The organism is Parasphingorhabdus sp. (assembly GCF_036963805.1).
Classification (GTDB): Bacteria; Pseudomonadota; Alphaproteobacteria; order Sphingomonadales; family Sphingomonadaceae; genus Parasphingorhabdus.
The window spans coordinates 1-25,553 of the sequence record NZ_JBALUN010000006.1 but is presented as its reverse complement, the minus strand read 5'-3'; the positions used below and the strand labels follow the sequence as shown (position 1 = coordinate 25,553).

Sequence of the window (25,553 nt, the reverse complement as noted above, 5' to 3'; positions counted from 1 at the left end):
CGGCGATGGGTAGACTAGATGGAAAGATCGCGATTGTTACCGGCGGCGGCGGCGGAATAGGTTCCGCTGTTGCGCGCAGGTTCGTTGCCGAAGGGGCAAAGGTCGCAATTGCCGACTTGTTCGAGGATAGCGCTCGTGCGGCGGCCGATCCGCTGGGTGATGCCGCATTGGCGGTGCAGTTTGACGCGGCTGATCCGGCTTCAATAGAAGCCATGGTTGCGGCCACAGTTGCCCATTTTGGCAGGCTCGACATATTGCACAATAATGCAGCCATGACCGACCCCGCCAAGCATCCGCTAGACAGCACGGCGGTCGATATCCCGATCGAAATATGGGACGAGATTATTGACATAAACCTGCGCGGCTATTTGCTCGGCTGCAAATATGCCATTCCGCATATGATTGCCGGCGGGGGAGGGTCGATCGTCAACACTGCATCGAATAGCGGGACAGCAGGTGATTTGGCACGCATTGCTTATGGTACGTCGAAGGGCGGCATTATTACGCTCTCCAAATATATCGCGACCCAATATGGCAAGCAAAATATTCGCTGCAATTCGGTCGCACCCGGGGTCGTTTTGACCGATGCGCTGGATGCAACGGCACCGGGCCTCAAGGAAATTATCCAGCGCCACATATTGACGCCGGAATTCGGCACGCCCGATGATATCGCTGCTTTGGTGGCTTTTCTCGCATCGGATGAAAGCCGCTATATCACAGGCGAGAATATCTCGATTTCGGGTGGAGGCCTTTCGCACCAACCGCATTATGCCGATTTGCTGGATTTGATGGGGGAACATCTGTCATGACCGAACCGCTGACCGTCACAGGATTGGAAACGGCAGCACGCGAAGCAACAGGACTGGATGATTTCGGGCCTGACACGGGATGGCGCGAAGGTTTTGAGCGTCTCGTTGCAGCGGTCGAGGCGATGGAACCGAATGACCAATTAGGGCATCTCGCAACGCAAAATATTGTGGGCCAACTTTCAACGCGACTGCGCTTTGTAGAGGATGACAAACAGCACCCTGAAATTGCCAAGCAAGATATTGGCGACCCGCTAATCGTGATCGGCTTACCGCGCACCGGCACGACGATCTGCTATGACCTGCTCTGCCTCGATCCAGAGGCCCGCGCTCCGCGTGAGTGGGAATGGTATATCCCTTGGCCTCCGCCAGAAGAGGCGAGTTTTGACAGTGACCCGCGCATTGCCCAAGTCACGACAATGTATGACAATTGGCTGGAGCATGCCCCGCAATTGCTGGACATTCAGCGCTTCGATTGCACCCAGCCGGGCGAATGTAATCACGGCATGCAATATCATTTTGCCAGCACCAATTTCCCTGCAGAACTTGGCGTTCCCGACTATGCCGAATGGCTACGTGGCAGTGAAGCGTCCGGGCAATATATTTCTCACAAACGCATGCTTCAGAATTTCCAGTGGAAGGGACCAAAGGGCCGCTGGACATTGAAATCCCCGCAGCATCTATTCGATTTGCCAGCGCTGCTGGAGGCTTATCCCGGTGCTATGCTGGTGTGGACTCACCGTGACCCGGCGCTTACATTCTCTTCGCTGTCGAGCATGATCGCAGGCTTTCTGGCGGCCTTTGGCGGCGACAAGGACAAGACTGCGATTGGACGGGATGTTGTCGAAACATGGATGGCCGGGATGAACCGGGCACTTGCGGCAAGAGCCGATCCGGCGATTGAAGGACGGATAATTGACCTTGCGCATAAAGATGTGGTCGCCGATCCAAAGGGCGCGGTCCAGCGTATTTACGACAAATTTGGGTTGGACTTTTCGGACGAACATAAAACAAGGATCGACAGATTTCTGATCGAAAATCCCGCAGCAAAACGGTTGGGTAAACACAAACATTCACCTGAACAATATGGCATCGATATCGATGAAGTGCGCAGCCGGATGTCCGATTATTATGAACGTTTCGGCCATTTACTGGGCAGGCCCGATATAGGAGTGAATCCATGAGTATCCTTGACCGTTTCCGGCTGGATGGCCGGACCGCTATTTTGACCGGCGTTGGTCCTGGCGTGGGGGAGCATGTCGCCAAAGCCTATGCTGAACTGGGAGCCAATGTGGTGATTTCGGCGCGTTCGCCGGATCGTCTTGAGCGGATAGCGGCAGAGATTAACGCGGCAGGCGGCGGCAGGGCGCTGGCGGTGACGACGGATGCCGGCGAGAAAGCTGATCTTGAAAACCTGGTAGACAAAGCGCGTGAGGCCTTTGGGCCAATCCATATTATCTTCAACAATGCCGCTGCGGGCGTCGTCTATTCCCATGATGGTGGACTTTGGGCAAATACGGATGAAGTGTGGAAAACCGCGATGGACGTCAATGTTTTGGCGACATGGCGGCTGACGGAACTGACCACGGCGGATATGGAGGCGCATGGTAAGGGCGTGATCATCTCCGTGCAAAGCTGCGGCGGATTCACACCTATTCCGCCTGCTGTGGCCTATGGGGTGAGCAAGGCCGCGCTAGCTTTTCTCACCCGTTCGCTTGCTAAGGCTCTCGCTCCCCATACCCGCGTCAATGCGCTGTGCGTAGGTTCAATGAGTCCTGATGGGCAGGAGGCGGAAATTCATAAAGGTCTCGGCTTGGCTGAACGCAACGCGATCAAGCGTTTCGGTGCGGCGGATGAAGCAGTAGGTGCAGCAATCCTGCTCGCCAGTGACGCGTCCAGCTATACGACGGGCAGCACGATATTTGTTGAAGGCGGACGGGTAGGTACAATCTCATGACCAATCCGCTCTATACTCAGGATCAGGAAGCGGCCGAAAAACTTGCGCTGCGCCTGATCGAGCGAGCGGATATCCGCACAGCGCGGGAACAGGCACGCCTCGGTATGCTCAAGGATTCTGCGGCGGCGAGTGTAGATGGTAATTTGGGACTGGACTATGCGCTTGACCAGTGGGTACTGGCACTGGCGATGCGCGAGGCCAATGGTGATACCGCTGACCCTCGCGTGGCATGGAACGTGTCTAACCCGCCGCGAAACTGGTTTGGTCATGTCTATCATGGTGCTGCGGTGGCGGTGGACAATCCTGACAATTTCAACCGGGAAATTCCGATTGATGGCGTGGGAAATTACGAGATTGATTTGCGCTTTTCCAAAAATCCGCCACAATTCAGCGTGGTGATTGAAATGGAGCCGGAGCATCATGCCGGGCTGGGGCGCAATATTGGTGCGCTGACATTGCAGGATTTGCTCCCGCACTGCGATGCGGAGGGCCGGGTGACAGTCACGGTCGGGCCAGCCGCAGGCGGTGCGCTCCACCTCCAATCAGAACCGGGCCGGATTCAAATTTACACGCGCGATAGTCAGGTGGATTGGGACCAGTCGCCCGCCGAGGTTCATGTGCGCCGGCTCGATCCACCCGCCGGGTGGAAACCGCGAACCGAGGATAAGATTGCCGCCACGATCATTACCGATATGCCTGCGTGGGTCGGCTTTTGGCGCGGGTTCAAGGATGATTTTCTCGGCTTTCCCGAACCCAATAAACTTGTCGGACCAAATGGCCGCGATGGCAATTGGGGATATCTTGCGGGAGGGCGTTTCGCACTGGCCGATGACGAGGTGGTGCTGGTAACTCTTGATCCGGTGGGCAGCTATTATACAGGATTTCAAATTACCGATCCTTGGACCATCGCGCCGGATCCCATGTTGCGGCTGGCGAGCCTGAACAAGGGGCAGGTGACGCCCAATGCCGACGGCACGGTAACCTATGCGATAGCGCTTGCCGATCCGGGCGTTGCCAACTGGATCGATACATGCGGGCTACAGGAAGGCTGGATGCTCACCCGCTGGCAGGGCGTACCGGAGGGGCCGCCGATAGACCAGATGATCCGCAATGTACGTCTAGTGAAAATAGACAATATTCCGGATGATATTCCACGGGTTGATCTCACGGGCCGCCGTGCGCAAATTGCGACGCGGGCGCGCTCCTTTGCCCAACGGACGAGTAAGGAAGGGTGGGACGATGCAACCTGACGGGTCAATTATTGAACTATGCCATGTAGTCGAGGATTTCGACGCGGCAGTTGAACATTGGACCCGCGATCTGGGGGCGGGGCCTTTTTTTGTGTTCGATGTGCCCGTCCTGCCCGGGCAGCTTTATTATGGCGAGCCAACCGAGGTCGCGCTGAAAGTTGGTTTTGGTTTTTCCGGCGGTCAGTTGATCGAATTGCTCGCCCAGACCAATGAGGGTAAATCGCCCTTTCTCGATTTTCTGGCCGATAGAGGACCGGGGCTGCATCATGTCATGCCGCGTACCGACTTTGAATCGGGCCATGCGCGGTTGATCAAAGCGGGGTTCCCCGTCGCCTATAGCGGGCAGATGCCATCGGGTGAGCGCTTTTGCCTGTTCGATACCTTTGCGGCTCATGGCTATTATACCGAATTGATGGAAATGTCGGACGCCATAATGGGTTCGCTTGCGCTGATGGAAAAAGCCCATGCCGAGTGGGACGGCGTTACCGACCCCGTACGCGGCATTGACCGGTTGCCGGAACTCGCTGGCTAGAGCTTTCCGCTGCCCATTGCGGCAAACATTTTCTGGAAATCGGCATAGCTAGGTTGGTGCGCGGTAACGCCGCCGTCAATCGGGATCGCTGCGCCGGTGATGAATTTGCTTTCATCGCTAGCAAGAAAAGCAACGAGATTTGCGATATCCTCAGGCTGGCCCAGTTCAGGCGTCAGATGATGGGACAGCAAAATATCCTTTACCATATCGGGCGTAGATTCAACTGCCATCGGGGTCAGCACAAAACCGATCACCATGCAATTGGAACGCACATTCTGCTTGCCATATTGCGTCGCAATCATGCGGTTAAGCTGGATCAATGCCGCTTTTGACGTGCCATAAGCGGTCAGCGTGGCTTCACCCTGAACGCCGAAGCCCGACGCACTGTTGATAATTGAACCACCGCCTGCCGCGATCATATGCGGGACAACATATTTGGTCATAAGCATAGCGCCGCGAACATTGACGGCCATGGCCATGTCCCATGCCGCAACGTCGAGGTTCACGACATCAAGATCGGTCTGGCGCTGGGCATCATTCTGGATCGCAGCGTTATTATGCAAGATATCGATTGTGCCGAAACGGGCTGTCACTGCTTCGCAAAGCGACTTAACGGCTGTTTCATCGGTCAAGTCGACTTTATAAGCGGCCGAGCCTTTGATCTGCTCCGAGGCCGCTTCGGCTCCGGCCAAATCAATATCTGCAAGCACGACGGTTGCGCCATCCTCGGCAAGCCGTTTTGCCGATGCCATGCCGATACCGCCGGCGGCACCGGTAATCAATGCTATTTTGCCCTCGAGTCGTCTTGCCATGTGTAAGTCCTTTCAATCTGGCTGATCGCAACAATGAGCGAATGAGGTGACCTGCCGATTGGAAGGTCCAAGCTTGACGGCTGTGATTAACGCTTGCAGTTGAATCAGGGGAGAGATTAGTTGGAAAATACCATAATATCTATGCCGGTAATGCCCGCACCCGAGCCCGCAGGAACAATTTTTCTTGTCGGTACAACCATTATCATGACAGCAATTCTTTTGTGGTGGGCCTTTGGCGGCGAGCGCAAGCGACACGGCTGGATTTTACCGCTAGTATTTGCCGGAACCGCTTTGTCGGCCGTGATGATCGAACCGATTTATGACAATACACTGCTCTATTGGTATCCCGATGAAAATAGTCTGGCCTTTTTTCGCGGTTTTGAACGGACGATCCCTTGGTATGTCCCGCTTGGCTATGCCTGGTTCTTTGGCGGTACGGCCTATCTGGTCTGGCGGGTGATTGCCGCCGGTGCCTCGGCAGGGCGAATCTGGCAATTGTTTTTTGCCACTGCCGTGGTCGATTGGCTCGCCGTTTCGATTTGTGAATGGATGGAATTAAGCGCTTTTTACGGCAATCAGCCATTCCATATTTTCGGATCACCTGTTTGGTTTTCCTTCTGCGATGCAACAGGCGGTTTTGTGCTTGGCGCGGCGCTCGCAAAGCTGTTGCCCTATTTGGAAGGTTCCAAGCGCCTATGGCTTTTGATCTTACCGAGCTTCACCTATGCGTCGACTCTTGGGTCGACGACAGCGCCTGTATCGCTGGCGCTTAACTCAGCTTGGTCTACGCCGCTGACATGGGCCGCTGGGGCCGCGACTATGGTGCTGTGCATGATCGCTATTCATGTCATCGCGCAAATGGCGGCGTTGCGACAAGGTTCAAAGGACTGATGCGATTTTCCGGGCGAGACTGGTGGTTCATTGTTCTGCTGGGGACAATTTACGCGTTTAACTTTATCGACCGGATGATCATTGCGGTCGTCGGAGAACCGATAAGGCAGGAATTCGGGCTGAGTGATTTTCAGCTCGGAATCATGGGCGGCGCGGCTTTCGCGATTTTCTATGGCGGGATCGGTATTCCGATTGCACGGCTGGCCGAGCGGATCAGCCGTGTGGGGATTATAGCGACTGCGACTGCTGTCTGGTCCGCGATGACAATGCTGTCGGGCGCGGCAATGGGCTATGGTCAATTGCTGCTCGCGCGCATGGGTGTAGGCATCGGCGAAGCGGGCTTTACTCCGCCAGTGGTGTCGATGATTGCCGACCGGTTTGAGCCTGAAAAACGGGCCACGGTGTTTTCGATGATCGCCGTGGGAGTCTCCGTTGGCGGCGCTATTGGTGCATTGGGTGGAGGCTGGATCGCGCAGGAGCATGGCTGGCGGATGGCCTTTCTGGTGATGGGCGCCCCGGGATTGCTGCTGGCCTTGTTGCTATGGCTAACGGTTAGTGAACCGGAACGCCGAAATGCAGGGGCCAAGGCACCACCATTCGCTCAAGTCATTCGCACGGTCCGGCACTCGCGCGCTTTTCTCGGTTTCACCATCGGTAGCGGGATGGTCGCGCTGGTTGGCTTCGGGCTAAACATATTCTTGATCCCGTTGTTGATTCGGCGTTTCGATTTCGCGCTAGGGGAGGCGGCACTTACCTTCGCACTGGCGTTTAGCCTTGCGACTGCATCAGGCGGCGTCATCGGCGGAATGCTAGCCGATCGTTTCGCGAGCCATAACCATCGGCGCTATGGCATTTTACCGATCATCTCAACATCGCTGGCTTTGCCGCTTTATCTTGCTGCAATCTATCAAGATGACTGGCGTTTGTTGGCGGGCCTGATTTTCGCTGCCACCTTTTGTCTCTACGCATTTTTGCCGACAATCATGACAGTGACACAGCGGCTGGTGGAGCCAAGAATGCGGGCGACGGCCGCCGCGATCCATGCATTCGGGCAGACATGTTTCGGCCTTGGTATAGGGTCGGCTTTCCTTGGTTTCATGAGCGATTGGCTAGCGAAAGTAAATTACGGGGCGTCCTATGCCGATGATTGCCTCGTCGCTGGAAAAACTTCTGTTGGCGCGACTTGCAGCGTGGCGGCGGGTACGGGTCTGCAACAGGCTTTGCTGCTGCTCGGTCTGTTCCTGCTGGTCGCAATATATTGCTATTGGTTCGCGGCGCGATCAATAGCCGGAGAAATTGCCGCGATTGAGGAGACGGCTGAATGAGCGATATATATGATGCGGTGATCGTCGGGGCGGGCCATGACGGTATGGCCGCGCACAATGACTAACGGCGTGGTGGCCGCAATGCGCGGTCGGGCTTTTTAGCTGGTTCGATCAATCCAGTCATTGAGGTCGCCCCAATGCTTGCTGCGCGTGCCTGCGAAATTCTGACAATGGGCAGCGTCCTTTACGATTTGCAATTCGGCCGCGAGCGAAGCGCTATAATAGGCCGGTTCCTTTTCAGGGGCGGGGCTAGTGTCTATTTCGCTTTGCACGACGAGCACCGGCACGGCGATGCGTGCGGCGGCTTCATGAACGATACCGGGCGTTAGAGCATCGCGGCCTAAAGTGGCAGGCGTTGTCGACGCATGGGCTTCGTCGGATTCAATCAACTCTAATGGAACATCGGGCCAGTAAAAGAGTTGACGCATCGGTTTGCGCGGCGTGGGGAGATAACCACTGGGGATGAAGTCCCCTTGCAGGCTGGCGACATCGGTGTCGCCGAGCACCATCGGTTCATTCGCCCAGCCAAGCACAGCGACACGGTCAAATACGGAATGGGCCGTGGCCTGCGCAATGATCATCATGCCGCCCATGGAATGGCCTAGGCCCGTCACGCTAACGGGGCGGTCCAGCTTGGCAATCACCTGGGCCAGTGCGTCGGCATGGGCGGCGGCAATAATGGCACTGCTGAGAAGGCTTTCCGGTTCCGGCTTGCTGCTTTCCCCCATGCCCAGCATGTCGATGGCGAGTACCGCCTTGCCATGGCCTGTAAACCAGCGTGCAAAGCTGTAGCTTTCATCGGCAAAGGGCGGATGCCAGTAAAGGCGTCGATATCCGCCGCCATGAATGGCGAATATCAGTTGCAAGTCGTTTTCCGGTATCTCGTCGGGTAGGTGCAGTGTGGCGGCAATTTCTGTCTTTTGGCTCAAGCCAGTCATGGGGGTCACATTTAGCCACATGTCGGTTGATTTCATTTTATGCCGTTCCTTCTTGAAGCGTTTAGTTTGGCTGGCGGCGCTGTTCGCTCACCTGCCGGGAGACGGGTTTGCGGAAATTGCCGCAAATGAGCGCGGTTATATTGCGCACATGCAAGCATCATCCGCACATCATCCGCAATTGGGTCAGATCGATTTTGGTGATCTGGCATCACTGCCTACCTTAAGAAAGGTCCAACTGACCGGTGTCTTGGAGCATTTGCCTGAGTCAACCAAGTAGGTCAGTCCGCAGCAACGCGCCATTGCGCTTCGCAACCGCAGACTGGCTGCGAAAATGCGTATTATCTGGTAAGTAGATAATATCTAAAATTCGGAGAATGATAATGGCTTCTGCACCGACCAAAGAACTTCCGGCTCATGTTCCGGCTGACAAAGTCGTCCGGCTTGATTTTTTTGCGCGCAAAAATTTCGATATCTGCCCGCAGGAAGTCATGATCCCGGAGATTCACCGCACTCTTGGACCCATTACATGGTGCAGCAATATTTTTCCGGGCGATCATGGCGGCTGGTTGCTGACCAAGGTTGACGACATGCACACGGTTTTGCGGGATCCCGACAATTACACAAAAAAAGGGATGGGAAAATTTGCCCAGTCGATAGGGGAAGACTGGCTCGTAATTCCAACCGAAACCGATCCGCCCATCCATGGTGAATATCGCAAGGCGCTTAATCCCTTTTTTGCACCGCAGAAAATCGCAAAAATGCGCGATGAACTGCAGGAGCGCGCGACCCGGCAAATTGAAGAATTTAAAGACCGTGGACATTGTGAATTTGTCGAGGATTTTTCGTCAAAATTCCCGATCTATATCGTACTCGATCTGCTCGGCTTGCCACAGGAGCGGATGGCAGAATTCCTACAGTGGGAAAAAGATATTTTTCACACCAATGATTTTGATCTGCGTTCGCGTTCAGTTCGCAAAGTGGCGGATTACCTTAGAGAGATGATTGCGGATCGGCGCGCCAATCCGGGTGATGATTATGTCAGTGGAATTTTTGACTATGAAGTCGAAGGTCGCAAATGGAATGACAAGGAAGTATTTGGTCATTGCTTTAACTTGTTCATTGGCGGTTTGGATACGGTGACGTCGATGCTCGGCAATATCTTTACCTATCTTGCCAAAAATCCCGACAAACAGCAGGAGTTGCGTGACGATCCGAAAAAAATTGTATTGGCAGTTGAAGAATTTTTGCGCGCTTTCGCTCCGGTCAGTGTATTCCGTATCGCGGCCAAAGAAATCGAGATTCACGGGCAGAAAATCATGCCGGGTGACTATGTCGGTATTTCCACTCCGATTGCAGGCTATGATCCTGAATATTATGATAGCCCCGAAGAAATCCGTTTTGACCGCAAGGCACCGCATATTTCTCTCGGATTTGGTATTCACAAATGTCTGGGCATGCATCTGGCCCGGATGGAAATGCATACTGCGCTGGAACAATGGCTCACACTCGTGCCGCCCTTCCGCGTGGCTGAAGGTTTTCAAATCGAATATCACGCGGGCAATATATTGCATGTGCCGAAGCTTGAGATGGAATGGGATGTCTGATTGGTCCCCGGCCTAAATGTCTAGTTCACTTGTCAGGCCGAGTGCATATCCACGTGGAAGCGTGACAGGCGCAAGGCGGCGATTTTCCACACGGCGTCTTCACGGCGATAATTTTCGTGATACTGGCCGTAGCCGGTAATCGAGGCGATGCCTTTTATTGGTGATTTGCCTGCTTGCCAGACAACGCGGTCCTGCATGGCCCACACGCCTTGCGCCGTGTTAGGTCCGTCCAGCGTGATCTCGGGCGTATGGACCTGATGACTTGATGCCGCATGTTCAACCGCAAATCTGACTTGTTCCACGATCAATTCAACGCCGGTGATCGGTGGATTGCCGGTGTCTTCTTGGACATCCATCACAGCGTCAGAGGTGAATAGGGAAGCGAAGCCTTCCCAGTTCTTGGTGTCGAGGAAGCGGCAATAGCGGGCTTTCACCAAGCGGATATCTTCAATGGCCTGAAAATTTTGCAAACTATCCATATCTGTCTCCTGAACAGTTTTTCTGCCTTAACGCCCTACTCGCGGCACCCTGCCTTCTGGCAGGTTGATCGCGTCTCATGGTAACCGATTGTGACGACCAATGCTGATGATTAGGTGAGGGAAATCGTAATAATGCAAGAGCCAGGCGCACAGGCACTTTTCGACAGGTTCGGAACCTATATTTTGCCCGGCCGGGTGGATGATCCACGCCGCGGTATCGAGGAAGCTCTGGAATCCGAGCGCATTGGACTGGGCGCGATCTGGATTTCCGAACGTTTCGCATTGAAGGAGCCCGCGGTTCTGGCCGGTGCTGTGAGCGAGGCGACCTCGAAAATTCGTATCAATGGCACGTTTTACGCGACGATGCGGCATCCGTTGGTCACAGCGAGCGTTGCTAACATGATGCAGGCTATGAGTGGCAATCGCTTTGGAGTGATGTTTGCCCGCGCGGTTCCCGCTTATATGAAAATGATGGGTGCACCGGCAATTACAATGGATCGTCTTGCCGATTATATCAGCATTTTCCGACGTTTATGGGCCGGTGAGGCCGTCGAATATGATGGAATTTTGGGTAAGTTCCCGATGCTCAAGCTGACTGATTTTCACGATGGTCCGCGTCCACCAATTATTTTTACCGCGATTGGCCCGAAGAGTCTCGCCTTTGCTGGAACGCATTGCGACGGCGTTTTGCTTCACCCGTTCATTTCACCCACCGGAGTTCGGAACAGCACGAAAATCGTTCGGGACGCTGCGGAAAAGGCGGGGCGCGACCCGATGTCGGTACGCATTTATCACAATATCATTGTCGCGCCCGATTTGCCAAAGGACGAGGAAGATGCCGTTGTGCGCGGCCGGGCTATTACCTATTTCGAATTGCCCGGCTTTGGGGATTTGATCGTCGAGATTAACGAATGGGACAAGGGTGTTTTGGATAAAGTCCGCGCCCATCCAAAGATTGCGAACCTGAATGGAAAACCGGCTGATCAGGCCTATACTCGTCAGGAACTGGTCGATGTCGGGCAGCTTTTGCCGCAACAATGGATTGATGAAGGGGCTGCTGTCGGGACTGCGGCTATCTGTGCTGACCAGTTGATGCACTATCTTGATGCCGGCGCTGACGAAATACTTCTGCACGGCGCATCACCCTTTGACATGGGGCCGCTGACCACAGAATTGCAGCGCGCGCTGGCGGCAAGGGGGCTTTAATGACATTGTCCGCTGCTGAGGTGCAGGTCCGTCTGCGCGACTGGCTTGAAACCAATGTCGAAGGTTGGTCCGACGTTCAGCTTCGACCGCTCGAAGTTGCACTAGGCTCGGGTTTTTCCGCAGAGATATTTTTTGTGAATGTCGATTTTCAGGATACAGCGGGATCGCAATCACGCACTTTGGTTGTTCGCCGACAGCCGGGTGATCTGGAAGTTGTGCTGGGGTCGAGTTTGGAATTACAGGGCCGGATGATGGCAGCGCTGGATCGTTTGCAGGTAACACCGGTGCCCGAATGGGTTGGGATGGAACTGGACTCATCAATCCTCGATATGCCGTTTCTGGTGATGGGGCGAGTAGAGGGGCAGTCGGCGACACAGAATCCCAACTATAATTCCAAAGGCTGGTTGGCTGAAATGAGCCCGGCCCAGCGGGGACAAAGCTGGAAGAACGCCGTCGAAGCCTATGCGAGGATGAGCCGGATTGACTGGCAGAGCGATGGATTTTCGTTCCTTGCGCGGGCCGAATGGGGCGCACCAGGACTAGATCAGTATCTCGGCCATATTGAGGCGTGGTATCATGGCTGCCGCAAAGACCGGGTGATGCCCTATGTCGATAGGGCCATCGAATATATTCGCGTGCAACAGCCGGAAAATACAGAGGTCAATGTCCTTTGGGGTGACAGTACACCATCCAATGTGATGTTCGCCGATGATGGCAGTGTCAATGCTCTGATCGATTGGGAATTGGCCGCGCTTGGTCCGTCGGAACTCGACCTTGCATGGTGGCTCTATTTTGATGATTTGTTCAGCCGCCGTTTCGGCGTTGAACGGCTGGAAGGCTTGCCGTCGCGAGAAGAGACGATTGGTATTTGGGAAGCCGAAACCGGGCGCAAGGCACAGCATCTGGAATATTACGACGTTGTTGTAGCACTACGTATGGCACTGGTTGCTGTAGGGGCATTTGACCGGCAGGTTGGTATCGGCAATATTCCGCCGGAAAATAAATCACTCAATGCCAATTTCATGACGCTTTATCTGGCCGAAAGGTTGGAAATGGAACTGCCTGAACTTGGGCCGGATTTCTATGCCTTCATGAGCAACATGACGCCGGTCGATCAGAAAGACGACGGCTAAAAAATCTTTTCCAGTTTTGCTAAAAAACCTGCTCCTAGAGAAAAGCACGATGGCAGATATCGCACCATAAGCCACGTGCGATTGCCTGATCATTACGGAAAAGAATTCATCGACGGGCTATATCCCCCTTGCTCAGATGGAGCCGGTGCGACACATTGCTAATGAGACGGCGATGTAAAGAGCCGCTAAGGACCGGAAATCAAGACACTGAAAAGTGCGTTGGGGGAGAAAAATAATGGCGAAAACGCCGCGTGATATTATTGACGAAGGACGTTTAGGCAAGTGGCAGATTGCTGCTTTGGCCATGACGATTGTGCTCAATGCGCTGGATGGCTTTGATGTGATGTCGATCAGCTTTGCCGCTCCCGGAATTGCCGAAGAATGGGCGGTTCCTAAGGATGTGCTCGGCTGGGTGCTGTCGATGGAATTGATCGGCATGGCTGTAGGATCGATCCTGCTGGGCGGTATGGCTGATCGCTTTGGCCGCCGTCCGACTATCATCGGCTGTCTTGTTGTGATGACCACGGGCATGCTTCTGGCTCCGTCGTCGACCGATGTTACGCAATTATCGCTGTGGCGGTTGCTGACGGGTTTGGGCATTGGCGGAATGCTTGCGGCATTAAATGCTACCGTTGCGGAATTTGCCAATGCGCGGTACCGCAATCTGGTTTTGCCATTAATGCTGATCGGTTATCCGCTCGGCGCATTTTTTGGCGGCATGCTCGCGAGTGTTTGGCTGGCTGGTGGTGATTGGCGGGTAGTCTTCTACCTTGGTGCCGCCCTGACAATAGCATGCATACCGCTAACGCTATGGTTAGTTCCGGAAACGCCCGATTGGCTCAATGAAAAGCGGCCCGAACGAGCGCTTGAGCGAATTAACAAGGTTTTGCAGCGATTTGATTTGCTGCAACTGAAGCAGTTGCCAGATCCGCCGGAAAAACAGGCCCGCGCGCCACTGGTGGAGATTTTGCAGCCGCCTTTGCTCACGCGCACGATATTGTTGACGCTGGCCTATCTTACGCATGTCACGGCCTATTATTATTTCGTGAAATGGATTCCAAAATTGGTTGTCGATATGGGTTTCGATGCAAGCGCTGGCGGCGGCGTGCTTACACTGGCGATGCTTGGTGGAGCCATTGGCGGTGGATTGCTAGGGGTCGTCTCGCTGAAAATCGGGATACGAAAGGCTACAGTGATTTCATTGGCCGGCGCATTTGTGATGCTCAATATCTTTGGCCGGGCACCTGCAGATATCGCGATGCTGGGCTGGATTGCCGGGATCACCGCATTTTTCTCTAATGCCGCAGCGGTAGGTTTTTATGCCCTGCTGGCAATGGCTTTTCCCTCACGCGTTCGTGCGACAGGGACGGGCTTTGGTATCGGCTTCGGACGCGCAGGCGCCGCGATGGGACCGGCACTGGCGGGAATTTTGTTTGCGCGCGGCCTGAATATGGACGATGTTTCAACGATCATCTCGATCGGTTCACTCTTGTCGATTTTTGCGATCCTGCTTCTGAAAATGCCAAAACCAGCGAAGGGCGACTGATGGGAATTTTTACGCATAATTGTGTGGGAACTAATGACGTGGAGCGAGCAGGTAAATTTTACGATGCCGCGCTGGCACCTTTGGGCATAAGACGGCTCGGGAAATTTCTCGATCAGGGGCTTTCCTATGGTGCAAGGGCAGCCGAATTTCTGGTCCTCCAACCGGTTGACGGGGAGGGGGCTTCTCCGGGCAACGGTGTAACCATTGGCTTCAAAGCACCAGACCGGGAGGCGGTTGCGGCATTTCATGCAGCCGGACTGGCGGCTGGAGGCAGCGATGCCGGCAAACCCGGAATCCGGGGAGCCGTGCCGCATGCCTTTGGAGCCTATTTATTTGATCCTGATGGTAACAAGATCTGCGCCTATTGCTTCAAACAGCCACCGTGCTAATTTTGGCCAGACCGTTATCAATGACGGGCTGCTTGCGTTCGATTGCTTCGGCGCGGAATTGGATGATGTCATTATCCTGCCAAATATGGGTTCGGATCGTATCACCGGGATAGACGGGTGCTGTGAAGCGTACGCCGATTTCATGCAAGTTTTTCGCGATACTGCCACAACATGCATGAATTAAGGCCCGTCCGACAAGGCCCATGGTTGAAAGCCCATGCAATATCGGGCGACCAAACCCCGCACTTTGCGCGATCTCTGGATCAATATGTAGCGGGTTACGGTCACCGGACAGACGATACGTCGCTGCCTGCGCAAGCGATGTCGGCAATAATACTTCGAAATCGGGATCGCGGTCAGGAACTGGCGGTAGCGGATCGCCGGGTAAATCACGTGCTCCGCCAAATCCACCAGCGCCGCGAGCCACCCAGACTTCGCTGGCTTCTGCAACGATCAGGCCGCTTGGGGTTCGCAACTCCTTTACAGCCCGTATCAAGGCAGCATTACCCGTGCCTTTGTCGGCAACATCTGTGACTTTCGTTTCGCCAATCATTGTTCCGAAGGGGTCCAGTGGATCGAAGATCTTCAGCCGCTGTTCGCCGTGGAGAATATTCAGCCAATCCAGCCCCGATCCGGGGTCCATCGGCCAAAAACCGGGAGTGCCCAGAACCAGTGCCATCGTCGGCAACACCTGCAGGTCACGCTCGAACAACAGGCTGGTTTCGTCAATCTTGTCGCTCAGCCCGGTGCCGACGCCCAGTGCATAGAGAATCGCGTCGCGCGGATCATAATCATCCCGTGCCTGCGGAATTTTATAGGCCATTAGTTTTTCGATATTCAAATTATCAGTCATTTGGTCAATGCATTCCTAAGCGCTAGCAAACTGTCTGCTTGCGAACGGCGGGTGATGGCGGCTTCGCGTGCCATTTGAAAGCCGTGAAAGCAACCCGGATAGACGATCAGCTCAGTCGATATGCCCGCACGGATGAGACGCGTACTATATTCAAGACATTCGTCTACAAAAAGATCAAGTGCACCAACCCCGATAAAAGCGGGCGGCAGGTTCGACAGGTCTTTCGCCCGGGCGGCCGTTGCATAGGGTGACGTTGAACCGCCGGGTAGATAAGCGTTCCAGCAAAAGCTGCTTGCTTCGCGCGTCCAGACGAATTCACCGGTAAACGGGTTTCCACTCTCTTGTTGTTGAATCTTATCATCGAGTCGCGGGGCTTCGAGTAGCTGGAAGGCAATCCGATATTCATTGCGGTCACGGGCCATAAGGCACAGGCAGGCGGCCATAGCGCCCCCTGCGCTTGCCCCTGCAACCGCTATCCGGTCAGGGTCGATTCCAAGAGTTTCGGCCTGTTCATTTAACCAGCGCAGCGCGACATAGGCGTCATCCATCGGTCCGGGGAACGCTGTTTCGGGAGCCAATCGATAATCTACAGAAAGGACTAAGCAGCTAAGCTCTGCAGCCCAGTGCATCAATTCCGATTGGTTCATTTCCGGCGCCCCCAGCACATGGCCACCGCCGTGGAAATGTAGAATTGCCGGTGATAATGGCGCCATGGATTTTGGCTGGATCATCAGGCAACGAATGGTCCGATTGTCTTCACCCGATGGAATTTGAACTTCGCTGCATTGAACAGCTAAGTCCGGCAGTTCCTGTCCCGAAAGCTGGGCCGAGAACATGTTTCGTATAGCTCGCAGCGATTCCGAATTCATTTCCAAGGCTGGGAAATTATCGACTATGGGAAGTAAATCCGGGTCGACCAGATGACGTGTATTCACAGCAAATCCCTTTTTTGTTTTTTGCAACTATGTTGTTAAAATCGCTATTCTTCCGCAGATTCATTTTATGTGTGTTCGCATTCCGAAGGACAAGTATCCTATTATGGCAGGCAATCCTGCGGACCGGACTTAGATCGGTTGGAAAACTACCTACCGGATAATCGAAGGGTGATGAAGCCGCGTTCGAAAATTGATAATATCAACGAAAAAAGGCCGGGCATCGCTGCCCGGCCTTTTTCTTGCTATCCATTAACGACGTTCGTCGCTTGTGATTAGAAGCTGTATTTTGCTTCCACACCCCAAGTCCGTGGAGCGCCGATATATAGAGAGTTAAACGGCTGGTTAGGCAGAAGGATGGAAACGCCTGACTCATACTGTTCATTAAACAGGTTCTTGACATAAACACCGAGGTCAAGTCCGCTTCCTGCAATACCCTGCCAATCAAGACGTGCGTTAGCCAACTTATAGCCTTTCAATTGGAAGCCCTGCTGCCCACCATAATCGTCGGTCATGTAAAGGTCGCTGTTCAGGACCAAATCGCCATCGGCTGGACGAACCGGCAATGTCCATGATGCGCTGACTGTACCTGAGAATGTCGGCGTCAACTTGTTCACGCTGGCTTCTGTAAAAGAACCAAAGCCGGGAAGGAGGGTTGTATCAATTGGCAACAGCTTATCGACTTTGGTTTTCGTAAGAGCAGCGTTAAACCCGAAAGTGAAGTTGCGGGTTGGTGAAACGCTGAAATCGACTTCCAAACCGTAGATAGATAGATCAGCAGCATTAGCGATAAAGGCGGCTGGTGATCTGTCCGGTGCGAAGTTCAGAGCGGGAATGCTGCTGTTCGACACAAATTGCGTTGCATTCTCATATTTGGAGTAGAATGCGGCAACGTTTAGCCGTCCCCGTGCGCCACTCAGGTCAAAACTCAGCTTTTCGCCAATTTCAATATCGGTTACTCGTTCTTGCTTCACAGTCTGGAAGGACCGCAGATCAGCACATTGGAAGCCACCACAAGCAGTTGGCGAGCCAGTCGCCTGAGGCGATTCATAGATCGGATAGTTCGTTAACCGAGGACGATAGCCGCGGCGACTGGTGACATAAACCAGCAGGTCGTCATGGACTTTATAGTCTAGGCCAACTGTCCATGTTGGTGCCGAGTCTTTAATCGATCCGACACTCTTGGCATCTGTATTTGCCCCTGGCAGAAGGTTCGACGCAGCAACGTCGGATTTACAGTCGTCATATGTGAAGGGACCGGCAGCGTTTGCGGGGAGATAGCAGAATGACTGTTTATCCCAACTATATCGTCCACCAATATTGAGGGTCAGCTTGTCGGTGAGATCAATGCCAACCTGCCCAAAGACTGCAACATTGCGATTTTTCACATGTTCTGTCGTAAAGTTGTTCAGACCGAATGGAGAAAATTGCGTGAACGCACTGCCCGAAGCGCCATCAGGACCATCAACACTATAATAAAAGCCCAATATCGCATTCAGACCGTCAGATTCCCAAAATAGTTGGGATTCTGAATCGATATAATCCCGGCGATAAACCTGCGATGCGTAGTAAACTACCAAAGGTTGGGTTATCAGATCATTCGGAGATGGCCGAGGATCGAGGTCGATGCCGCCATTATCCAAGAAGGGCAGTCCTGACGTATTAATGAGCTGGTCGCTTTTTGTTTTCCGATAGCCGAATATGTTCCGGAACGAGAGATTGTCGTTAAGTTCAAACTTGAACGTGTTGACAACGCCAACGGTTTTTCGGTTTGCCCGACCACCATTAACTCCTCCGTCAAACGCTCCCCGGGGATTGGCTTCTGAAACCTCTTGCGCCGTAACACCGTTGGCAAGAAATTGGTTAAAGCCAGCGGATCCACCGAAAACTGGGGTGAAGTTCGCAACAGCAGACGGACTAAATCCAAGAATGCCAAAACCGGGGCCTCGCCCAAAGGCATATAGCGATGAAGCCAGTTCGTTTGCCTTGAAATATTCGAATACAGTGGTGTTGGTTATCCGGTCGCCAGGTGAAATTTTCAGTGTTGCACGGACAGAATCCTGATGCACGTCGTCAAACCCTGGATAATCCGCACTCACGCCAGCGACGCCAGCAAAACCAGGATACAGGGTTGAGTCGGACAAGATATTGTCAATCGCTGGTGTACGCGAATCTTGACGGCGAACCTGACCCGCAACGCGCAGAGCCACTGTGTCTTGAATAATCGGCAGGTTGATCGCGCCTTCAATTGCGCGATAATCAAAGCGGCCGTAGGTGCCTTTTACGTAGCCTTCAAATTCGTCGGTGGCTGGCGCAGTATTGATCAGGATCGCACCGCCAAGAGTGGTCTTGCCGAACAATGTTCCTTGTGGGCCCTTCAAAACCTGAATGTTGCTAATGTCAAAAGTCGGGACACTCGATCCCAGACTAGGAATAGCGACGTTATTAACATAGGTTACGACGCCTGGCGTAGCTAAACCAACTGGAAGTTGGCCCAAGCCGCGCAAGCTAACATTAATGGTGTTTTTGCCGCCTTCAGAGTTGAAATTTAAACCGGCTGCGATGGTGCGCACGTCGGATAATTCCTGAATGGTGCTGCGGTCCAGCGCGCCGGTATCGAATGCAGTGATCGCGACGGGTACGTCCTGCAAATTTTCATCGGTGCGGCGCGCAGTAACGATAATTACATTATCATTCTCGTTAGCAGTCTCGGTCGTTGATTGCGCATAGCCGACTGATGGAAACAGTGTTGCTGCGGCTACCGATGTAGCTAGCGCTGCTTTTAATTTAAATGAATTCATTGATATATCCTCCCAAATTGGACCCTGAACCATTCGAGTCCAGAAATCTCACATCATCCGCTTTTGCGAACTTGCTTGGGTCTTTGTAGTTTGCCGCATAAATTAAATTCCTATCGAAGGGTAGGGAAGGCAGAGTGCTTATAAACTTGTGTCCAAACGTTGCCAAAAAGACACACAGGCAATCTTGGGCAGGAGGGCTAAAATATCCTTCGCTACCATATTCTAAAATAATCCGCTCAGGTGAGGATGCTTCTGGCCGAGCTTTTTAAGGCAGTGGTTTAAAATCCCGATCGCTGGAGATGGCCTTTCGATGTTGCCTCTCATCGGTATCGCCGCTGGGTCGATAGGCTCGAGGCGCATGCGAAGGTGATTACCCTACCACCAGATAGGTGTTGAGGCGGGGTTCGGTGTTGGAGGGGCGACCATATCAATCCGGTCGGTTAGGGGCTGGTTCAATTTTTTTGGAGATGCGCTGCAATGCAGGATGTTTTTATCTACGACCATGTCCGCACACCGCGTGGCCGCGGCAGGCCGGACGGTTCCTTGCATGAAATTCCGGCGATTCAACTGGTGACCCAGCTTCTTGAAACGATCCGCGATCGGAACGGGCTCGATACCCGTCTGCTTGATGATGTTGTAATCGGATGTGCTCAGCCCGTCGGTGAACAAGGCGGCGTGCTTGCGCGCGGCGCGGTTCTAAATGCCAATTACGCTGAGTCTGTTGGTGGCCAGCAGTTACACCGCTTCTGTGCATCCGGTCTCGAAGCCGTCAACAATGTTGCGGCGCAGATCGGGACGGGCATGGCGAGCGCCGGGATCGGCGGAGGCGTCGAAAGCATGAGCCGTGTGCTCATGGGCTCTGACAGTGGGGCCTGGGTTGCAGATCCCAGCGTAGCGCTACATAACTATTATACCCCTCAGGGGCTTGGCGCGGACCTCATTGCCACGTTGGAGGGGTATAGCCGCGAAGACGTCGACAAATATGCGGTGGAAAGCCAGCGCCGCGCTGCTGCTTCATGGGATGCTGGCAATTTCGACAAGTCTATCGTGCCGGTTAAGGACGTGATGGGCGAAGTCCTTCTCGACAATGATGAATATCGCCGTCCGCAGACAACGCTGGAATCGCTCTCAGGTCTGAAAGCGGCCTTTCCTGGTTTTGCTGATTTGGGTTTTTCGCGGGTCGTGAAAGAACGATATCCTCAAGTCGACGAACTAGCACATGTTCACACGGGCGGTAATTCCAGCGGCATTGTTGATGGTTCGGGGATTGTGATGCTCGGCAGTAAAGAATTCGGCAAAGCCGCCGGGCTCAAGCCTCGTGCGCGTATCAAGGCCTGGGCCTCCATCGGGTCCGAGCCGACTATCATGCTCACGGCACCAGTAGCCGTGGCAAAAAAAGCACTGAAAAATGCCGGTATGTCGAAGGATGACATTGATCTGTACGAGCTGAACGAAGCCTTTGCGAGTGTGGTGCTGCGGTTCATGGACCATCTTGGCGTGGATCATGCTAAAACAAACGTCGCGGGCGGCGCTATTGCGCTTGGCCATCCACTTGGGGCGACCGGCGCGATGATCCTCGGCACCGTTCTGGATGAACTTGAACGCCGTGACCTGAACACTGCCATGACACTGCTTTGTGCCGGAAACGGCCTTGGCACTGCTACTATTATTGAACGGGTCTAACCCGATGAGCGAGACCATGAGACATATTAAACTGGACAAAGGCGCTGACGGCGTCGCAATTCTAACCCTCGATAATGCCGATGAAAGCATGAACGTTGTTTCCGATGACTGGCTGGCGGAAATGAATACCGCCATCGCTGATTTGCGGGATGATGCGGCTGTTACAGGGGTGATCGTCACTTCCGGTAAGCCTGCATTTATGGCTGGCGCAGATTTGAAGCAAATGGTTGAAGGCTATGGCAGGTTAACGCGAACCGAAGCCTATGCGTTTAGTCAAACAGCCACGGCGATGCACCGAGCACTGGAGACGATGGGTAAACCGGTGGCCTGCGCAATGAACGGTCTGGCGCTAGGCGGCGGATTTGAATTAGCACTGGCTTGCCATTACCGTGTGCTTGCGGATGACCCCCGGGCGATCGTTGGTCTGCCGGAAGTGAATCTTGGCTTGCTGCCCGGTTCAGGAGGCACTCAGCGTTTAGGGCGTATGCTTGGTTCGAAAAAAGCGCTAGACTTGTTGCTTTCGGGCCGTTCGGTTGGTCCGCAAGAGGCTGTTGATCTTAAAATTGTCGATGTCCTCGCTCCAGCCGATCAAGTCGTCGCCAAGGCCCGCGAATGGCTCGCCTCCGGCCCATCTGCAACGCGCGCATGGGATGAAAAAGGTTTTTTCATGCCCGAAATGCGCGGCATGATCATACCCGAAGTTTCATTGGGCTATTCTATTAATGTCGCAACCGTAGTTGGTAAATCGGGATATAATTATCCTGCGCCAACGGCGATTCTTTCCTGTGTTTTTGAAGGGTTACAGCTGCCGTTTGACAAGGCACTGTCAGTGGAGAGCAAATATTTTGCCCGGCTGCTGACCGATCCCGTAGCACGCAATATCATTCGCACGACTTTCATTTCCAAACAGGCTGCTGAAAAAGGCGCAAGGCGTCCGGCTGGCGTGCCTAAATCCAAAATAGCCAAAGTGGGCGTTCTGGGTGCGGGCATGATGGGAGCGGGAATCGCTCTGGTGTCTGCTAAAGCCGGCGTCGAAGTGGTCCTGATCGACCGTGACACGGCTACTGCCGAAAAGGGCAAAGCCTATAGTGAGAAGAGCTTTGGCAAACTGGTTGCGAAAGGCAAAATGACACAGGACAAGGCGGATGCGATCCTTGCTCTAATCACTCCAACTGATGATTTCGCCAAGCTGGAAGGCTGCGACCTTGTTGTCGAAGCGGTGTTTGAGGATTTAGGCATCAAAGCTGAAACCACGAAAAAAGCCGAGGCGGTAATTCCGGCTACAGCGACTTTCGCAACCAACACTTCGAGTTTGCCAATATCCGAACTCGCAAAGGCATCTGTGCGGCCTGATCAATATATCGGCATGCATTTCTTCTCGCCCGTTGACCGGATGGGTCTGGTCGAAGTGATCATGGGTAAGGAAACGTCACCCGAGACGCTGGCCAAATCGCTCGATTTTATTGCACAGCTCCGGAAAACACCAATCGTTGTCAATGACGCGCGCGGATTTTATACCAGCCGTGTTTTTCGCATGTTCATTTTCGAAGGTGTGGCGATGCTGGAAGATGGCGTCGAGCCTGCCCGGATCGAAAATGCAGCAAAGGCGGCTGGATTTCCGATTGGCCCGCTGGCGTTGCTGGACGAAGTCACCATGGAATTGCCGGTCAAGATTATCGCGGAAGGCGAGGGTCATGAAGGCAACACATACACAATTGAAAATGGCATGAAGGTACTTTCGCGGATGATCGAACTCGGTCGCGGCAGCCGTAAGGCAGGCGGAGGATTTTATGACTACCCGGCCGAAGGCGGCAAACATGTTTGGGACGGATTGACGAAGGAATTTCCTTCGTCCGACGAACAGCCCGATCAGGAAGAACTCAAGAAGCGCTTTCTCTATTCGCAGGCGAATGAAACGGCACAATGTCTGGAAGAAGGTGTGCTGGAAACGGTCGAAGACGCCGACCTCGGATCTATTTTGGGGTGGGGCTTTCCAGTCTGGACTGGCGGCACGCTGAGCTTTGTCGATACTGTCGGGATCGAGGAATTTGTTCGCGAATCTGATCGGTTAGCGCAGGCTTATGGCGCGCGCTTCGCTCCCTCCGCATGGCTACGAGCCAAAGCGAAAAAGGGTGAACCCTTCTATCCTGCTCCAGCAAAGGTCTAAATTCTATGCAGCGCACAATCTTTGAACCAGAACACGAACAGTTTCGCGACAGCGTCCGGCGCTTCATGCAGGCCGAAGTCGCGCCGCACGCTGATCGCTGGCGCAAGGAGGGCATGGTTGATCGCGAAACATTCCTCAAGGCAGGTGAACAGGGCCTGCTGTGCGTCTTTGCGGACGAGAAATATGGCGGCGCAGGAATCAAGGATGTGCGTTTCGACCAGATCATTATCGAAGAGAATATGCGGCACGGTGATATTGGCTTTTATATCCACCTGCACAGCGACCTGGTCGCGCCCTACATCCACAAATTAGGCAACGACGAACAAAAGGATCGCTTCATGCCGGGGATTGTCTCCGGTGAGACGATCTTAGCGGTAGCGATGACCGAACCGGGTACTGGCAGCGATCTCGCAGGCATGAAGACCCGCGCAGTGGACAAAGGCGATCATTGGATACTCAATGGAACCAAGACTTATATTTCCAACGGCATTTTGGGTGATTTGATTGTGGTCGCTGCGCGCACCGACCCCGACCGACCGCATGGGATCAGCCTGTTTCTGGTTGAGCGCGGAATGGAAGGGTTTGAGCGCGGTCGCAAGCTTGAAAAAATGGGACTAAAAAGTCAGGATACAGCAGAGCTGTTTTTCAACGACGTGAAAATACCCAAAGCCAATCTGCTTGGCGAAGCGGGGCAGGGGTTCAAATATCTCGCCCAGATGCTCGCGCAGGAACGGCTCATAGCAGCCATTTGTTTTCTGGGAACGGCGCAGACGGCCTTCGACCTGACATTGTATTATGTAAAAGAACGGCGAGCATTCGGCAAACCCATCGGTGCTTTTCAGAATACACGGTTCAAGATGGCGCAAATGCGTGCAGAGTTGGACATGGCACAGACTTATATCGATCAATGCGTGTTGCTTCTGAACGACAATGCGCTTTCTGCAGAGGATGCCTCCGCCGCCAAATTGCTGACTAGCGAGCTGGAAGGCCGTGTCATGGACCAATGTGTCCAGTTCCACGGCGGTGCGGGCTATATGGAGGAATATCGGATCAGTCGGATGTATACCGATGCACGGATCAGTCGGATTTTCGCCGGAACCAGCGAGATCATGCTTGAAATCATCGGACGCGGACTGGGCCTAGACGAACGCAAAATGAATTGAGCGCGTCTTTTACTTGCCAGTTAGCCTGTCCAATATGATGGGCCATCGACAGCTTATAGCACCACGGGACACAGCGATCTGAAATAGTTCGGGTCCCGTGAGCTATGAAACTAGCGATAAACGGATATTTGATCTGTCTCCACCCAAATCGAAAAAGGAGAGCTGGTTAAACAAGCGTTCTGTTGCATTGGAAAGATTTTGCGAACAGGCCGTGCTCTGTTCAACCATTGCGGCATTCTGTTGAGTGGTATTGTCCATTGACGCTACCATGGCAGATATCTCGCAGATCCCGGTGGCCTGCCCAGCAGCAGCCACGGCTATCTCGTCCATCAAATCAGATATTTCGCCAACTTCCGAAACGATCGTCTGCAATGCTTCTCCGCTGTTTTCAACCAAAGTAACGCCTTTGTTTATCATAGCATCAGACTTTGAGACTAGTTCTCGAATGGAATTAGCAGCTTCGGCCGAACGTTGCGCAAGACTGCGAACTTCGTTGGCAACCACTGCAAATCCAGCGCCTGATGCGCCTGCGCGGGCTGCTTCAACCCCGGCGTTGAGTGCCAAGAGATTAGTTTGAAACGCTAGTCCATCAATAGTTGTAATAATTTCATTCATTTCTTTAGAAGAAGAAGCGATGTTTCGCATGGCTACGACGGCACATTTTGCGGTCTCATCGACATTTTCTGCCGATGAGCGAGCGCGCGTTAATCGGGAGCTCGTGATCTTCGAATTGTCCGCTGCGATTTGCACAGATTGACTAAATTTCTCTAGAGTGATCGCTGTATCAGCCAGCGATTTTGCCTGTTTTTCTGTGCGTACAGATAAGTCCGATGAAGCATGAACAATTTCGTTAGAACCACTCTTGATGATATGGAATTCGTCCATAATTTCTTGCATCGTATGAAAGAGCTTTTGTAATACTTCGTTATAGTCGAGATGCAGCTGGGAAAGCGGCCCGGTAACATCTTCGTTCACGCGGTGCCTGAGCTTGCCCTGCGCCAACGCAGACTGTCCGCCGTCAGCATTCAATAGACAGACTGGTTGCATAAAATAAGTGAGTGTTTTGGTTTTATCGCAGTGACTGTA

Annotated in this window: 23 protein-coding genes; 16 read left to right on the top strand and 7 right to left on the bottom strand. The window is 53.5% G+C overall.

Annotated elements, in window-relative coordinates:
* Positions 1-5: 5 nt before the first annotated feature.
* The 5 genes from V7676_RS13860 to V7676_RS13840 are packed head-to-tail and all read left to right on the top strand — an operon-like array spanning position 6 to position 4,545.
* A complete protein-coding gene (locus V7676_RS13860; protein ID WP_335660299.1) occupies positions 6-809 on the top strand; it encodes an SDR family NAD(P)-dependent oxidoreductase in 804 nt (267 codons plus the stop codon).
* Complete coding sequence (locus V7676_RS13855) at positions 806-1,990, top strand: sulfotransferase family protein (RefSeq protein ID WP_335660298.1); 1,185 nt, start codon at positions 806-808, stop codon at positions 1,988-1,990. The genes V7676_RS13860 and V7676_RS13855 overlap by 4 nt, the downstream gene beginning before the upstream one ends.
* Positions 1,987-2,763, top strand: coding sequence for an SDR family NAD(P)-dependent oxidoreductase (locus tag V7676_RS13850; protein ID WP_335660297.1), 777 nt, complete (start codon positions 1,987-1,989; stop codon positions 2,761-2,763). Before V7676_RS13855 ends, V7676_RS13850 begins: the two co-directional genes overlap by 4 nt.
* Positions 2,760-4,013 (top strand): hypothetical protein, encoded by a 1,254-nt coding sequence (locus V7676_RS13845; protein ID WP_335660296.1) that lies wholly within the window; start codon positions 2,760-2,762, stop codon positions 4,011-4,013. The genes V7676_RS13850 and V7676_RS13845 overlap by 4 nt, the downstream gene beginning before the upstream one ends.
* Positions 4,003-4,545, top strand: coding sequence for a VOC family protein (locus V7676_RS13840; protein WP_335660295.1), 543 nt, complete (start codon positions 4,003-4,005; stop codon positions 4,543-4,545). The genes V7676_RS13845 and V7676_RS13840 overlap by 11 nt, the downstream gene beginning before the upstream one ends.
* Here the strand turns inward: V7676_RS13840 and V7676_RS13835 are convergent.
* On the bottom strand, positions 4,542-5,357 hold the full coding sequence (locus V7676_RS13835) for an SDR family NAD(P)-dependent oxidoreductase (protein WP_335660294.1): 816 nt from the start codon (positions 5,355-5,357) through the stop codon (positions 4,542-4,544). The two genes, V7676_RS13840 and V7676_RS13835, sit on opposite strands and share 4 nt — an antisense overlap.
* A 120-nt stretch (positions 5,358-5,477) precedes the next feature.
* On the opposite strand from V7676_RS13835, the gene V7676_RS13830 reads away from it, so the two are divergent.
* Entirely contained in the window at positions 5,478-6,248 is a 771-nt protein-coding gene (locus V7676_RS13830) for a hypothetical protein (protein WP_335660293.1), read from the top strand.
* Entirely contained in the window at positions 6,155-7,573 is a 1,419-nt protein-coding gene (locus V7676_RS13825) for a spinster family MFS transporter (protein WP_335660292.1), read from the top strand. The genes V7676_RS13830 and V7676_RS13825 overlap by 94 nt, the downstream gene beginning before the upstream one ends.
* 98 nt (positions 7,574-7,671) lie before the next feature.
* Here V7676_RS13825 and V7676_RS13820 read toward each other — a convergent pair whose 3' ends face one another.
* Positions 7,672-8,547, bottom strand: a complete 876-nt coding sequence (locus V7676_RS13820; protein ID WP_335660291.1) for an alpha/beta hydrolase — start codon at positions 8,545-8,547, stop codon at positions 7,672-7,674.
* A 16-nt stretch (positions 8,548-8,563) separates the two neighbouring features.
* Here V7676_RS13820 and V7676_RS13815 point away from each other — a divergent pair, with 16 nt between their 5' ends.
* Both V7676_RS13815 and V7676_RS13810 read left to right on the top strand, forming a co-directional pair.
* Complete coding sequence (locus V7676_RS13815; RefSeq protein ID WP_335660290.1) at positions 8,564-8,788, top strand: hypothetical protein; 225 nt, start codon at positions 8,564-8,566, stop codon at positions 8,786-8,788.
* Between the two features lie 103 nt (positions 8,789-8,891).
* Positions 8,892-10,115, top strand: a complete 1,224-nt coding sequence (locus V7676_RS13810) for a cytochrome P450 (protein ID WP_335660289.1) — start codon at positions 8,892-8,894, stop codon at positions 10,113-10,115.
* A gap of 32 nt (positions 10,116-10,147) precedes the next feature.
* On the opposite strand, the gene V7676_RS13805 is transcribed toward V7676_RS13810, so the two are convergent.
* The gene (locus V7676_RS13805; RefSeq protein WP_335660288.1) at positions 10,148-10,594 is read right to left on the bottom strand and encodes a nuclear transport factor 2 family protein; all 447 of its coding nucleotides are present in this window, start codon (positions 10,592-10,594) and stop codon (positions 10,148-10,150) included.
* Between the two features lie 132 nt (positions 10,595-10,726).
* Between V7676_RS13805 and V7676_RS13800 the strand changes: the two genes are divergently transcribed.
* From V7676_RS13800 to V7676_RS13785, 4 genes are all read left to right on the top strand, one after another.
* Positions 10,727-11,800, top strand: coding sequence for a TIGR03857 family LLM class F420-dependent oxidoreductase (locus V7676_RS13800; protein ID WP_335660287.1), 1,074 nt, complete (start codon positions 10,727-10,729; stop codon positions 11,798-11,800).
* Entirely contained in the window at positions 11,800-12,933 is a 1,134-nt protein-coding gene (locus V7676_RS13795; protein WP_335660286.1) for a phosphotransferase family protein, read from the top strand. The genes V7676_RS13800 and V7676_RS13795 overlap by 1 nt, the downstream gene beginning before the upstream one ends.
* A 235-nt stretch (positions 12,934-13,168) precedes the next feature.
* A complete protein-coding gene (locus V7676_RS13790) occupies positions 13,169-14,479 on the top strand; it encodes an MFS transporter (protein ID WP_335660285.1) in 1,311 nt (436 codons plus the stop codon).
* Positions 14,479-14,868, top strand: a complete 390-nt coding sequence (locus tag V7676_RS13785; protein ID WP_335660284.1) for a VOC family protein — start codon at positions 14,479-14,481, stop codon at positions 14,866-14,868. The genes V7676_RS13790 and V7676_RS13785 overlap by 1 nt, the downstream gene beginning before the upstream one ends.
* Here the strand turns inward: V7676_RS13785 and V7676_RS13780 are convergent.
* The 3 genes from V7676_RS13780 to V7676_RS13770 all read right to left on the bottom strand — a co-directional run bounded on the left by V7676_RS13780 (position 14,849) and on the right by V7676_RS13770 (position 19,454).
* Complete coding sequence (locus V7676_RS13780) at positions 14,849-15,721, bottom strand: MaoC family dehydratase (RefSeq protein WP_335660283.1); 873 nt, start codon at positions 15,719-15,721, stop codon at positions 14,849-14,851. The two genes, V7676_RS13785 and V7676_RS13780, sit on opposite strands and share 20 nt — an antisense overlap.
* Positions 15,718-16,656 carry an alpha/beta hydrolase gene (locus tag V7676_RS13775; RefSeq protein WP_335660282.1) on the bottom strand — a complete coding sequence of 313 codons (939 nt, stop codon included), beginning with the start codon at positions 16,654-16,656 and terminating at the stop codon, positions 15,718-15,720. Before V7676_RS13775 ends, V7676_RS13780 begins: the two co-directional genes overlap by 4 nt.
* A 272-nt stretch (positions 16,657-16,928) precedes the next feature.
* The gene (locus tag V7676_RS13770; RefSeq protein WP_335660281.1) at positions 16,929-19,454 is read right to left on the bottom strand and encodes a TonB-dependent receptor; all 2,526 of its coding nucleotides are present in this window, start codon (positions 19,452-19,454) and stop codon (positions 16,929-16,931) included.
* 477 nt (positions 19,455-19,931) lie between these two features.
* Here V7676_RS13770 and V7676_RS13765 point away from each other — a divergent pair, with 477 nt between their 5' ends.
* Genes V7676_RS13765 through V7676_RS13755 form a run of 3 tightly spaced genes read left to right on the top strand, consistent with a single transcriptional unit; the run spans position 19,932 to position 24,467 of the window.
* A complete protein-coding gene (locus V7676_RS13765; protein ID WP_335660280.1) occupies positions 19,932-21,137 on the top strand; it encodes an acetyl-CoA C-acetyltransferase in 1,206 nt (401 codons plus the stop codon).
* Between the two features lie 16 nt (positions 21,138-21,153).
* Positions 21,154-23,304 carry a 3-hydroxyacyl-CoA dehydrogenase NAD-binding domain-containing protein gene (locus tag V7676_RS13760; RefSeq protein ID WP_335660279.1) on the top strand — a complete coding sequence of 717 codons (2,151 nt, stop codon included), beginning with the start codon at positions 21,154-21,156 and terminating at the stop codon, positions 23,302-23,304.
* Between the two features lie 5 nt (positions 23,305-23,309).
* Positions 23,310-24,467, top strand: coding sequence for an acyl-CoA dehydrogenase family protein (locus V7676_RS13755; RefSeq protein ID WP_335660278.1), 1,158 nt, complete (start codon positions 23,310-23,312; stop codon positions 24,465-24,467).
* Positions 24,468-24,569: 102 nt separating this feature from the next.
* Here V7676_RS13755 and V7676_RS13750 read toward each other — a convergent pair.
* The coding region (locus V7676_RS13750; RefSeq protein WP_335660277.1) for a methyl-accepting chemotaxis protein at positions 24,570-25,553 on the bottom strand (984 nt) is incomplete at its 5' end.